Below are 14,112 nucleotides of genomic sequence, written 5' to 3' on the forward strand. Positions count from 1 at the left end.
TTTTAACACAATAATAAAGCACAAAGTGCTAAGAGTTTAGAACAAAGAAAAATGCTCCAAGAATATTTGCACTTAGGAGCATTTTTTAATTTTTGTAGTTTCGTGATTCGTTGTTATTTAATTGGCACAGTCACGCGTAAGGTGTCCCAACCCATATGCATGTTGCCTTTGTCATCAAAAGCAATTGAAAAAGCTTCCAATGTTTCTTTTCCTTCGGAAACAGGTACTGTTACCCTTGCCACATCATTAGCTTCGTTATAGGAATATGCGCCCCAAACATTCAAATCGGAATTTAAAATAACGGTCCATTCTTTATCGTTTGGAATGGTAAACATGGAGTAGGTGCCTGCTTTTACTTGTTTGTCTCCAAACATTTTGTCTTGATAAAAAGTAATCTCAACAGCTTCATTTGCGCCAGTTCGCCATACTTTTCCGTTAGGGGTTAAGGTTTTAACATCCCTTCCTTTTAATTGGGGTCTGCTGTATATAACCTTTACTTGCTTGTTGGACTCTTTGTAACTGCTTGGAAAAGCAGCTACGTCCATAGGACTTTTGTCTAAATCGCTAAAATTTTGTGCAGATAGGTTCAATGAAAATAGCATGATTACGGAACATGCCAAAACGGGGATTAAAGTTGATTTCTTCATGAGTTTTTTTTTATAAATATAAAAGAATAATAATAAATGGATTTATTGTTTTATAAATTTTAACGATTGCCGTTGAAAATTATTATGGAAATTTATGTAGTAAACTCCGGTTGGTAAGTCGTCCACAGGAAAACTATATTCTTTTTGAATCTTACTTGAAGTAATGATTTCTCGTGATAATTGTCTTATGTAAGAGCCTTTACTGTCATAGAGTTCTATTAGCATGTTATCGTTACTGGGGAAATATATGCTCAGTTTCAACACAGAAGTCACAGGATTGTTGTGTAATTGGATACTTAAAGATTTTGAAGGGTTTTCTGAAACACTATCAGTGTCTAAGGTTTCATCTGTAAATTTATAAATGGAAGTTCCAGAGGCATAAGCCAAAGAAGAATTTATAATAAAAATTCTATTCAAATTAGACCCAATATTTAAACTGGTCCAGCTAAGCCCTCCGTTTACAGTTTCATAAAAACCTGTTGTATGGCCTCCCATCCACCCAACATTTTCATTGATGAATCCAACAGCTTGAATGTCTGTTTCTGGTGCATCATAACTGTTCCAGTTTATCCCATTGTCGGTAGATTTTATAAGTTTCCCATTAAAAGGGGAAACAGAGGATACGGCACCAAACAATACATTTGGACTGTCTTCTAAAATTTGCAATTTCCAGACATATTCACCAGGTATATTGGAGTTGAAAATTTCTGTCCATGAGCTTCCTCCATCAGTAGTTTTTAAAATAATTGCCCCAGAGTTGTTGCTTCCACATGCAAAGCCCATGGCTTCAGTCAAAAACTTAATTTCCACTAAAGTATTTGCGTGAGGAGACATGTCTATATAACTCCAGGTTGTCCCACTGTCTGTGGATTTTATAATATATGCTGGTGAAAAATAAGCACCACACCCATAAACAGTACTGCTTCCTATTGCAGAAAAGCCACAAATGGCAGGTGGATTTGGAGCTATGTTTAAGATTTCACTCCAATTTGCTCCACCATCGCTGGTTGAAAAAACCTTACCGTTTAAAGTGCCTAAAAAACCAATATCAGAATTCAAAAATTCAATGTTCCTAAAATAATAATTGCCTCCCAACATGCTTTCATTAAGTTGTTCTGTCCAAGTTATGCCACCATCAACAGTTTTATAAACAGAAGCATAATAGCCATTTGCAGCCCATCCTAACGCATCAGTTAAAAAAAACACATCATCAAACCTTTGGCCATTGGCATTTGGAGGGATACTTGTGGTTTGCCATGTTTGGCCATAAATGGTATAAGTAAAAAATATAACGAGTAATTTAAGATATTTCATATTGTAAAGATAATTAAGAAATGTTAACTCAAGCAATTACAATAAACAACATAAACATATGTAAAAGTAAAAATATGAAACCAATTAGCTGCTTAGTGTTTTATAATTATAATACAAATATCATTTTTGCTTAACTATTTCAAATAAAAGTAATACAAAAATATAGATTATGTGTGGTATTGTGTGTGCTTTCAATCTAAAGCAAAAAACCGAAGATTTAAGACCTCAAATCTTAGAGATGGCAAAAAAAATTCGCCATAGAGGTCCAGACTGGTCTGGAATTTACAGCAATGATAAAGTGATCATGGCTCATGAACGTTTAGCTATTGTGGATCCAGCATCCGGGAAACAACCCTTGTTAAGTGATGATAAAAACTTGGTACTTGCAGCCAATGGCGAAATTTATAATCACAGGGATTTGAGAAAGCAATTAAAAACAGTATATAACTTTCAAACCGAAAGCGATTGTGAGGTTATTTTGGCTTTGTACAAAGAAAAAGGGGTTGGTTTTTTGGATGATTTGAATGGCATCTTTGGATTTGCCATTTACGATGTGGTAGAGGACGAATACCTTGTGGCAAGGGATCACATGGGGATCATCCCTTTATATATAGGTTGGGACCAAAACGGCACTTTTTATGTGGCTTCCGAATTAAAAGCGCTGGAAGGTGTTTGTGCTAAAATTGAACTATTCCCTCCAGGACATTATTTATCCAGCAAAGATGGGAAATTTGTTAAGTGGTACTCAAGAGAATGGACTGCATTTGATGCTGTTAAAGAAAACAAAACATGCATAGCTGAAATTAAGGAAGCTCTTGAAGCTGCTGTACACAGGCAATTGATGAGCGATGTGCCTTATGGCGTGCTGTTGTCTGGAGGTTTGGACTCTTCCATAACGTCTGCCATTGCAAAAAAATATTCCCAAAAACGAATTGAAACTGACGATGCTTCTGAAGCATGGTGGCCACAATTGCATAGTTTTTCCGTTGGATTGGAAGGTTCTCCAGATTTAGCTGCAGCCAAAAAGGTGGCAGCCCATATTGGAACCGTTCACCACGAAATAAAATTTACCATTCAAGAAGGCCTGGACGCCATAAGGGATGTTATCTATCAATTGGAAACCTACGATGTCACAACAGTTAGGGCAAGTACTCCCATGTATTTAATGGCTCGAGTTATCAAATCCATGGGAATAAAAATGGTTTTGTCTGGCGAAGGTGCAGATGAACTGTTTGGAGGTTATTTGTATTTTCACAAAGCCCCAAATGCAAAGGAATTTCATGAAGAAACCGTAAGAAAATTAAGCAAACTCCATCAATATGATTGTTTACGTGCCAATAAAAGTCTGGCAGCTTGGGGCATTGAAGGTCGTGTGCCCTTTCTGGATAAAGTCTTCATGGATGTAGCCATGAAAATCAATCCTCAGGATAAAATGATAGGAAACGAACGCATGGAGAAATGGGTTCTTAGAAAGGCCTTTGAAGACATGCTTCCAGAAAGTGTGGCTTGGAGGCAAAAAGAACAGTTTAGTGATGGTGTAGGCTATAGTTGGATTGATACGCTAAAAGAGGTTGTAGCAGCAGAGGTTACCGATGAGCAACTGGCAAATGCCAAATATAAATTCCCAATTCAAACACCAACAAGTAAAGAAGAGTTTTATTATCGTTCCATATTTGCAGAACATTTTCCAAGTGATACAGCAGCCCTAAGTGTCCCTCAAGAAGCAAGTGTGGCTTGTAGCACTCAAATTGCTTTAGAATGGGACGAAGCTTTTAAAAACATGAATGACCCGAGTGGAAGAGCTGTTGCCAAAGTGCATGCTGAGGCCTACTGATAGCTATGTTGCATGTTATTAAAAAGTCAGTTTTTTCAAGCTGACTTTTTCTGTTTTAAAAAATGATCCCTAATAATTATTGGTTCGTTTTTTTAGTGCATTTTCAAAAAAATATCACTTAAAGACAATATTTTAAAACGCCATAGATTTCATTAGAGCCAAGAAGGCATTTTTGTTATTTTAACATTTCCATAAAAAACCCTAAAATGCAATTTAAGGCACTTTTTAAGCGTTTTAAGACACTTTCGCGTAATTAACAAATGTTGATAAAAATAGTTTATACTCGTTAAAGTGCTTTCAAAAAGCGTTTTTAATTCGTATCTTTGTAAGTATCCTAAAATGATGCGTGAGTGTCATTTTTTTTGTGGATAAAACAAAGATTTTTAACGAATAGATAAAGAATCATATGAGTCAAGAAAAAGAAGAATTTAACAAGCACAATTATTCAGCAGATAGTATCCAAGCCCTGGAAGGTATGGAACATGTACGTATGCGTCCATCCATGTATATTGGAGACGTTGGTACAAGAGGTCTTCACCATTTGGTATACGAAGTAGTGGACAACTCTATTGATGAAGCTTTGGCTGGACACTGTAACAATATAACTGTAATCATTAATGAAGATAACTCCATCACTACTGAAGATGATGGTCGTGGGATTCCAGTGGACCTTCATAAAAAAGAAGGAGTATCTGCTTTGGAAGTGGTTATGACCAAAATTGGTGCTGGTGGTAAATTCGATAAAGATTCCTATAAAGTTTCTGGTGGATTGCATGGTGTTGGAGTAAGTTGTGTGAACGCTTTGTCAGAACACTTAAAGGCTACCGTTTACAGAGATGGTAAAATTTACGAACAAGAATACGAAAGAGGTAAACCTTTATATCCTGTAAAGGAAATTGGTGAAACAGAAAATAGAGGAACAACCGTTACTTTTAAACCAGATTCTACCATATTCACTCAAACCCTGGAGTATAGCTATGACACTTTGGCCAGTAGAATGCGTGAATTGGCTTATTTAAATAAAGGCATTACCATTCATTTGGTAGACAAGCGAACAAAAAAAGATAATGGTGAATTTGAAGGGGAAACATTTCATTCTGAAGAAGGCTTAAAAGAATTTATCAAGTTTTTGGATGGCAATAGAGAACCCTTAATGAAAGACGTTATTGCTTTCGAAGGTGAAAAAAATGGTGTTCCGGTAGAAGTGGCCATGGTTTACAACACGTCTTATGCAGAAAACCTACATTCCTATGTAAACAATATCAACACACATGAAGGAGGAACCCATTTGTCAGGTTTCCGTCGAGGCTTAACACATACGCTTAAAAAATATGCAGATGAGTCTGGCATGTTGGACAAATTAAAGTTTGATATTGCAGGAGACGATTTCCGTGAAGGGTTAACGGCCATTATTTCTGTAAAAGTTCAAGAGCCACAGTTTGAAGGGCAAACAAAAACCAAATTAGGAAACAGGGAAGTGTCTGCTTCTGTAAGTCAGGCAGTGTCTGAAATGCTAACCGATTACCTGGAAGAACACCCAGATGATGCCAAAATTATAGTTCAGAAAGTAATTCTTGCTGCACAAGCACGTCATGCAGCTCAAAAAGCTCGTGAAATGGTTCAGCGTAAAACTGTTATGAGCATTGGTGGTTTGCCAGGAAAACTATCAGACTGTTCAGAGCAAGACCCAGCCAAATGTGAAGTGTTCCTGGTTGAGGGAGACTCGGCAGGTGGAACTGCCAAACAAGGTAGGGACAGAGCTTTTCAAGCTATTTTGCCATTAAGAGGTAAGATATTGAACGTGGAGAAGGCCATGACCCATAAAGTGTTTGAAAACGAAGAAATTAAAAACATCTTTACAGCGCTTGGTGTTACCATAGGAACCGAAGAAGACAGTAAAGCTTTAAACCTATCAAAATTGCGTTACCATAAAATTGTTATTATGTGTGATGCCGATATTGATGGTAGCCATATTGCAACCTTAATTCTTACCTTCTTCTTTAGATACATGAAAGAATTGATAGAACAAGGGTATGTTTATATTGCAACGCCTCCTTTGTATTTAATTAAAAAAGGAAATAAAAAGCAATATGCTTGGTCAGATAAAGAAAGAGATGCCATTGCGGAAGAGTTTGGAGGAAACGTAAGCATACAGCGTTATAAAGGTCTTGGGGAAATGAATGCCGAACAGCTTTGGGACACAACCATGAACCCGGAATTTAGAACCATGCGATTGGTGCAAATAGATAATGGAACCGAAGCCGATAGAATTTTCTCGATGCTCATGGGAGACGAGGTGCCACCACGTAGGGAATTTATTGAAAAGAATGCCATTTATGCAAACATTGATGCCTAATGTTTTGCTTTCAGTTACTTAAACTGAAACAGAATACATAAAGATATAACCTGCAAGATAAAGGATCTTGCAGGTTTTTTTGTATCAAAGCTTTTGGAAAGTAAAACAAGAATTGATAAATAATTGATATATTTGAGTAAACCTACAATTTAGAAACCATGAAAACAATCCCGTTTTTTTTATTTTTAATCATCATTGTATTTCCTGTACAATCTCAAGATAATATTGACGACTTATTGGCTGCTGGTGTTAATGATGCCAAGCGCTTTAGTCAAGATTATTTGGCTCCAGCAACCGAAGGACTGGCTTATGGCATCAATAACGGATGGTTTAACCATGCCAAGGGACAAAAACAATTTGGTTTTGAAATAGGACTTATAGCAAATACCTCATTTATAAACGATGATAAAAAAACATTTGAAATGCGGGCAAGCGATTATGAAAACATCCGATTTCTTGATAATAGCACTTCTAAAAATGTTGCTACAGCCCTAGGACATAACGACCCAGACATCACTGTGGTCATTACTTACGACGATCCTATTTTTGGTAATCAAGAAACAGAGTTAACATTACCAACAGGTATAGGTTCCACAGGAGTCAACATCATTCCTGCAGCATTTTTGCAAGCAGCGTTTTCTCCATTTAGAGGCACACAAATAAAAGCGCGCTATTTTCCCAAAATTGAAACTGAAGATGTGAAAACAGGTCTACACGGGGTTGGTATTCAACAGGAATTTACAGCGTGGTTGCCTAGGGATAAATTCTTTCCAGTAGCCATCTCTGGATTGATAGCATACACGCATCTGGATGGAAGCTACGATTTTACAGATTCCAATCTTGTTGAGGGTAGTAATCAACAAGTGCAAACAGATATCAATACCTTCTTGTTTGAGTTGATTGCCTCTACTAATTTTAAAGTGCTAAATGCCTATGGAGCTATTGGTTATTTAAGTGGCAAATCACAAACAGACCTTTTGGGAACTTATGTGGTCACAGATGGTTTGTTGTATTCAGAAAGCATTGTGGACCCTTTTTCCATTGAAGAGAAGGTAAACGGCATCCGGACCACACTGGGAGCCAATGTAAAACTAGGATTTTTCAGCCTAAATGTAGACTATACGTTTGCTGAATTCAATAGTGCTTCGTTAGGGTTGAATTTTTCATTCTAGATTTCATTGAAACTTCCAACAATTATGATTTAAAAATGTTAAATTTGCTGAAATTTAATCATTTCAAAACTTAAAATATTATATAAAAATGAAAGTAACAGTAGTTGGAGCAGGAGCAGTAGGTGCCAGTTGTGCAGAATACATTGCCATTAAAAATTTCGCATCAGAAGTTGTTTTATTGGATATCAAGGAAGGTTTTGCTGAAGGGAAAGCCATGGATTTAATGCAAACAGCTTCATTAAACGGATTCGATACGAAGATAACTGGAATTACTAACGATTATTCTGCCACTGCAAATAGCGATGTTTGTGTGATTACCTCTGGTATTCCTAGAAAACCAGGAATGACCCGCGAAGAGCTTATTGGTATCAATGCAGGTATTGTTAAGGCTGTATCATCCAGCTTGGTGGAGCATTCCCCAAATACCATCCTTATTGTTGTAAGTAACCCAATGGATACCATGGCTTACCTAGCAGCAAAAGCTACAGGTTTACCAAAACATAGAATTATTGGAATGGGTGGCGCTCTGGATTCTGCACGTTTTAAATACAGATTGGCCGAAGCTTTAGAAGCTCCAATTAGCGATGTAGACGGAATGGTACTTGGTGGACATAGCGATACGGGAATGATTCCTTTAACCAGATTGGCAACAAGAAACTCGGTTCCAGTAACTAAATTCTTATCTACCGAAAGATTGGAACAAGTTAAAGAAGATACAAAAGTTGGTGGTGCAACCCTTACAAAATTATTGGGAACATCTGCATGGTATGCGCCAGGAGCTGCTGTAAGTAGTTTAGTTCATGCGATTGCTTGCGACCAGAAAAAAATGTTTCCTTGTTCGGTTTACCTTGAAGGGGAATATGGCATGAACGATATATGTATAGGTGTTCCTGTTATTCTAGGAAGAAAGGGAATTGAGAAAATAGTTGAAATAGACTTAAACGATGCCGAAAAAGCCAACATGAAAGAAAGTGCAGAAGCTGTTAGAAAAACTAACGGTTTATTGGAACTATAAGAATCCTAATCAACATAAAACAAAAGAATTAAATGAAAAAAATATTATTTATAGTATTGGTTGCAATCACCTCAGTTGGTTTTTCGCAAGAAACAATTAAAGAAGGTGTTGTGCTTTCTAAACAAACCATGTCCACAGACAATGCCGAATTACAAAGTCAGTTGGCTATGGTTGGAGACATAGTTACCACCACGTATTTTAAAGGAAACAAATCCCGTTCTGAAACCAATAATTTCATGACAGGTACTTCGGTGACCATTATGGACAATGACAATAACCAAATGTTAATGACCTTAAACAATCAAATGGTAGGCAAAAAATATGTGTTAAAAAGCATGGAGCCTTCAGAAGAGGATTTAGAGAACATTACGGTTACTAAAGGAGATGAAACCAAAAACATATTGGGTTACGAGTGTCAAGAATATAATGTGGAAGTAAATAAAGATGGCGTGGTAGTTAAAATGGACATTTATACTACAGATAAATTGAGTGCGCTTTCTCAGCAATCAACCATGATGGGAGCAGATATTAAAGGGTTTCCAATGTACTTGACCATGAACATGAATCAAATGGGAATGAACCTAACCATTACCCAAGAAGCTACAGAAATAAAAAAAGAAGCTGTTTCTGATGATAAATTTGATATGACACCTCCAGAAGGTTACGAAAAAACCGACAACTTGCAAGGGATGTAAGCCTTCAATTTTAGTATAACAAAAAAAACAGCTTTTTATGGCTGTTTTTTTTGTTATATATCTCAAACATTTTGTTAAATAAGTATAGAAGATATATATTTGCTCGTTTTTAAAAATAACAACAAGAAACTAATTAATTTAATAAATAATGCAGAATAAAGGATTAGTAAAACTATTTGCAATTTTATTTGGTTTGGTAAGTATTTACCAATTGTCTTTTACATTTAAGGCAAACAGTTTAGACGAAGATGCCATTGTATATGCAAAAGGCGATGTAGAAAAAGAGCGTCAGTATCTAGATTCAATAGCTAACGAAAAAGTTTATAGTTTAGGTATCGCAGATTACACTTACAACGAAGTAAAGGAAAATGCCATGAATCTTGGTCTGGACCTTAAAGGAGGTGTTAGTGTTATCTTACAGGTATCTGTAAAAGATATCTTGAAAGGTTTGGCTAATTACAGTAAAGACCCAGTTTTTAACAAAGCATTGGACGATGCGTCCGAACTTCAAAAAAACAGTCAGAATACCTATTTGGAAGATTTCTTTGTAGCTTTTGATAAAATTAAAGGTGATACTAAATTGGCGTCTCCTGATATTTTTGCCAATAGAACACTAAGCGAAGAAATTACTTTTGACATGACCGATGATGAGGTTAAACCTATCATTGAAAGAAAAATAGACGAATCTATTGTATCTGCATTCGAAGTATTGCGTAAACGTATTGATGAATTTGGGGTTACCTCTCCTAGCATCCAACGTTTAGGGAACTCTGGACGTATTTTAGTAGAGCTTCCAGGTGTTAAAGACAAAGAAAGAGCCCTTAAACTCCTTCAAAGTACAGCTCAGTTGGAATTCTGGGAAGCTTATAGGGGAGAAAACTTCATTGGCTTTTTAAACCAAGCCAACGAATTGCTTAAAGAAATTGAAGCTGAAAGTGATGAAACCTCAAGCGAAGAAGTAGCTGAAGAATCCCAAGATTCCGAAGACGATAAAATTGCCGATTTATTGGGAGACGATCCTGATTCTTTGGATATAGAAAGCAATCCTATAGGAAAACTAATTAGAGGTTTTGGTTACCAAGGAGGACCTATTGTGGCACAATTTGCTATTAAGGATAAAGACCAAGTTCTGGAATATTTAAACATGCCACAAGTAAGGGCTTTGATTCCTGCTGAAATGCGTGATGTAAAATTCTTGTTTGGAAAACCAGAAAAAGATAGCGAAATAGTAGATTTATATGCTTTGGTAGGAAACAGGGACAACATACCACCTTTAAGTGGTGCTGTGGTTACAGATGCTCGTCAGGAGTTTGGACCAACAAACAAGCCTGTTGTATCTATGCAAATGAATGCCAAAGGGGCTAAAATTTGGGAAGAGATGACTGGGAAAGCCTTTAACCAAGGCAGTCAGATAGCTATTGTTCTGGATAATGTGGTGTATTCTGCACCTGGTGTAACAACTGGAGCTATTTCTGGCGGAAACTCTCAAATTTCTGGAGACTTTACACTAAACGAAGCAACCGATTTAGCAAACGTTTTACGTGCTGGTAAATTACCTGCTTCTGCAGATATCATTCAAGGTGAGGTAGTAGGACCTTCTTTAGGTCAGGAAGCAATTGATAGCGGTAAAATATCTTTCTTGATTGCACTTTCCTTGGTGCTGTTATGGATGATTTTCTATTATGGTAAAGCTGGTTTGTTTGCAGACATCGCCATGATTTTCAACATCCTTTTAATCTTTGGTGTGCTTTCTGGTTTAGGAGCTGTATTAACGCTTCCTGGTATTGCTGGTATTGTATTGACCATTGGTATGTCGGTCGATGCAAACGTGCTTATTTTTGAGCGTATCCGCGAAGAATTGGCCAAAGGAAAAGGGCAGAAAGAGTCCATCCAGGATGGATTTAGCAATGCCTTGTCTTCTATTTTGGATGCCAATATTACAACTGGTTTAACAGCATTGATCTTATTCATTTTTGGAACAGGACCTATTAAAGGATTTGCAACTACCTTATTAATTGGTATCGCTACATCTTTATTTACGGCAATTTTCATTACAAGACTGATTATAGATTGGTACATAGGAAGAAAAGGCAACTTGGACTTCGCTACAGGTCTTACCAAAAACCTATTCAGAAATATTAATATCGATTTCTTAAAGAAACACAAAACAGCTTATATTGTATCTAGTATAGCTATTGTAATAAGTTTAGGATCTTTATTTACAAACGGTTTGGATCAAGGTGTCGATTTTGTTGGAGGTAGAACCTATCAAGTACGTTTTGATCAACCTGTAAGCTCTTCGGAAATTACTAGTTTGCTTTCTTCTCCTGAAGTATTTGGTTCTGCAGATGCCAAAACATTTGGTAATGCCAACCAGTTAAAAATCACTACCAAATTTAAAGTTGAAGAAACAGGAACAGAGGTTGATGAAGAATTAAGAAAAACCTTATACACAGCTTTACAACCACACTTAGATGGGATTTCTTATGAGGAATTTATTAGTGACGATGAGAACAAAACCCATGGACTGATGAAATACTACAAAGTAAGTCCAACCATTGCAGACGATATTAAAAAAGCATCGTTCTGGGCAATATTAGGCTCTTTAATCGTGGTATTCCTTTATATCTTATTCCGTTTTAAAAGATGGCAATTCTCACTTGGTGCAGTGGCAGCAGTATTTCATGATGTGCTTATTGTATTGGGTGTTTTCTCTTTAACATACAAATTCATGCCATTTACCATGGAGATAGACCAAGCCTTTATTGCGGCTATCTTAACAGTAATAGGATATTCATTAAACGATACGGTTGTAGTGTTCGATAGAATTCGTGAGTTCTTTAATGAGCATGCCAATTGGCATTTCGATAAAGTGATCAACGTGTCATTAAGCAGTACTTTAAGTAGAACCTTAAATACCTCTTTAACTACTTTAGTGGTATTGTTGGCCATCTTCATATTTGGAGGGGATTCTATTAGAGGATTTATGTTTGCCTTAATTGTAGGTGTAATAGTAGGTACTTATTCATCATTATTTATTGCAACTCCAATTATGTACGACTCTGTTAAAAAAGGTGATGCCAAAGAGTCCTTAAAAAACAAGGTAAAAGAAGAAATGGAAGAAGCTAAAGCTTAATGCATTCTTTTATAAAATATAGTAAAGCCTTTCAGTTATTTCTGAAAGGCTTTTTTTTAACTATATCATTTGGGTTATAAAAGCAGAAGGTATTTGTTTTTTGAAGAAAGTACTATGAAAACATTAAAAACTGATTCTTATTTGCTGATGTTTAAGTTGATTGTTTTAAATCTTTAGTTTTAGTTGTAATCTGTTTTCTCCTAAAAACACAGGGTTTTTAAACACATACCATGCCAAAAGCTGAAAACTGAGACTGAAATCTGTTTATACGAGCAAAGCTTGAGCGAAATAGGGAAGGCTAATTCTTGGAAAATTCCATCTTATCACCAACTTCCAAGCGCCATTTGCTCACCAAGCCAGCATTAACCTCCAAAACATACATGGCAGGAACGTGAGACGGTAACGAAGACTCATTTAAGGGTTGGGCATTTTCTTGAAAACTGACAATGGATTTTGATTGATCCAAATAAATTATATCTAGTGCAAACCTGGTGTTTTTCATATAAAACGAACGAGGTCTTTCATCAGGAAATACAAACAACATACCTTGGTGTTCTTTCATGGAATTACGGTACATCAATCCTGTTTGTGTATCGTATTCGGTATCTGCTATTTCAATATCCAATTTAGAAACTAGGGAGTCTGTGGTAGCTTTAAACAAAGTTAACTCGCCTTCTTTGGTAAAAGGAACTTCAGTGGTCTTAATTATTTTTTTGTCTTCTTTACAAGAACTGTTAATACTAAAAGAGACCAAGCTTAAAGCAAAAAGAAATGGTAAAGAGTGCCTTGATTTAAAATTCATATTTAAGCTTCCTTGGTTTTTGGTTTAAAACCAAACATAAAATAAAGTCCAATAATTATAAATGGAATACTTAACATCTGTCCCGTATTTAAGCCCATTAAGGTTATATATTCTTCACCTTGAGGTTCTTTTACAAATTCCACAAATAAACGTATGGTCCATAGCAGCACTAAAAATAAACCGAACAAAAATCCAGCTTGGTTGCCTTTGTTGGTTTTAACATAGAAATACCATAAAATAACAAACACAAAAACATAACAGAAAGCTTCATATAACTGGGCAGGATGTCTATAAGGTACTGCTTGCAACAAGTCTTGAAACTGAGGATTGGTTGCAATGGCATCATAAGCTGCTTTTGGTGTTTTCATGCCTGTAAGCTGCATGGCTTCCCCTTGGCCATATTCATCTTGAATAAAACGAACTCCGAAAGCTGAATCGGTTACTTTTCCAATAATTTCAGAATTAATAAAATTCCCAATTCTAATAAATACAGCTCCAGACGCCACAGGAATGACCACTCTGTCCAATATCCACATTAAAGATTTGTACTTGTATTTTCTTCGGTATAAATACATACCAATAATGATGCCTATAGCTGCTCCATGACTTGCCAAGCCTTGAAAGCCCGTAAATTCGAATTCTGGATGAAAACGAAATGGTAAAAAGATGCTAAAAAAATCTTGAGAGATCAATTCCGATTGGTAAAATAACACATGTCCCAAACGTGCTCCCAGCATGGTTGCAAAAACTGTGTAAATAAATAAAGGGTCTAAATATTCCAGTTTCACTTTTTCTTTAATAAAAATCCGTTTCATGATATACCAACCTAAAAGGAAGGCTATTATCCACATCATGCTATAAAAATGAAGTTTGAAATTTCCAATAATGTCTATTCCTGAAACAGGATTCCAATCGAATTTAAGTAGAAACATAGATTTTAATTTGTGATTGTAAAGATAGCATTTATGTATTATTAAAATCAATATGTTAAAAAGGATTAACGAGAATTTATCATTAAAGGGATGTGGAAATGGTGATGATTTGTTTAAACGGACAGGTCGCGAGCTGGCGCGATGGCTAGTTTTTAGTTGTCATCCTTTTCCGGAACTGGGTCGTAGCCAGAACGTCCCCAAGGCGATGG

General features: G+C 36.2%; 10 protein-coding genes. 6 read left to right on the plus strand and 4 right to left on the minus strand.

Annotation, left to right across the window (positions count from 1 at the left end; all coding sequences use genetic code 11):
- Positions 1-113 precede the first annotated feature (113 nt).
- Both D778_RS00355 and D778_RS00360 read right to left on the minus strand, forming a co-directional pair.
- Positions 114-647 (minus strand): DUF2911 domain-containing protein, encoded by a 534-nt coding sequence (locus D778_RS00355; protein ID WP_007646557.1) that lies wholly within the window; start codon positions 645-647, stop codon positions 114-116.
- A gap of 42 nt (positions 648-689) precedes the next feature.
- On the minus strand, positions 690-1,961 hold the full coding sequence (locus D778_RS00360; protein WP_007646559.1) for a YCF48-related protein: 1,272 nt from the start codon (positions 1,959-1,961) through the stop codon (positions 690-692).
- Between the two features lie 169 nt (positions 1,962-2,130).
- Between D778_RS00360 and asnB the strand changes: the two genes are divergently transcribed.
- From asnB to secDF, 6 genes are all read left to right on the plus strand, one after another.
- A complete protein-coding gene (gene asnB / locus D778_RS00365) occupies positions 2,131-3,795 on the plus strand; it encodes an asparagine synthase B (protein ID WP_007646561.1) in 1,665 nt (554 codons plus the stop codon).
- A 406-nt stretch (positions 3,796-4,201) separates the two neighbouring features.
- Positions 4,202-6,151, plus strand: a complete 1,950-nt coding sequence (gene gyrB / locus D778_RS00370) for a DNA topoisomerase (ATP-hydrolyzing) subunit B (RefSeq protein WP_007646563.1) — start codon at positions 4,202-4,204, stop codon at positions 6,149-6,151.
- 158 nt (positions 6,152-6,309) lie between these two features.
- Positions 6,310-7,323: a DUF6588 family protein gene (locus tag D778_RS00375; RefSeq protein ID WP_007646564.1), complete on the plus strand. Its 1,014-nt coding sequence runs from the start codon at positions 6,310-6,312 to the stop codon at positions 7,321-7,323.
- Positions 7,324-7,411: 88 nt separating this feature from the next.
- Positions 7,412-8,338 (plus strand): malate dehydrogenase, encoded by a 927-nt coding sequence (gene mdh / locus D778_RS00380; RefSeq protein WP_007646565.1) that lies wholly within the window; start codon positions 7,412-7,414, stop codon positions 8,336-8,338.
- Between the two features lie 32 nt (positions 8,339-8,370).
- Positions 8,371-9,033: a hypothetical protein gene (locus tag D778_RS00385; protein ID WP_007646567.1), complete on the plus strand. Its 663-nt coding sequence runs from the start codon at positions 8,371-8,373 to the stop codon at positions 9,031-9,033.
- Between the two features lie 148 nt (positions 9,034-9,181).
- Positions 9,182-12,169, plus strand: a complete 2,988-nt coding sequence (gene secDF / locus D778_RS00390; RefSeq protein ID WP_007646569.1) for a protein translocase subunit SecDF — start codon at positions 9,182-9,184, stop codon at positions 12,167-12,169.
- A gap of 298 nt (positions 12,170-12,467) precedes the next feature.
- Here the strand turns inward: secDF and D778_RS00395 are convergent, their stop codons facing one another.
- Positions 12,468-12,971 carry a DUF192 domain-containing protein gene (locus D778_RS00395; protein WP_007646571.1) on the minus strand — a complete coding sequence of 168 codons (504 nt, stop codon included), beginning with the start codon at positions 12,969-12,971 and terminating at the stop codon, positions 12,468-12,470.
- A gap of 2 nt (positions 12,972-12,973) precedes the next feature.
- Positions 12,974-13,903: a prolipoprotein diacylglyceryl transferase gene (gene lgt / locus D778_RS00400; protein WP_007646573.1), complete on the minus strand. Its 930-nt coding sequence runs from the start codon at positions 13,901-13,903 to the stop codon at positions 12,974-12,976.
- Positions 13,904-14,112 lie beyond the last annotated feature (209 nt).

The organism is Xanthomarina gelatinilytica (genome assembly GCF_000348685.1).
Classification (GTDB): Bacteria; Bacteroidota; Bacteroidia; order Flavobacteriales; family Flavobacteriaceae; genus Xanthomarina; species Xanthomarina gelatinilytica.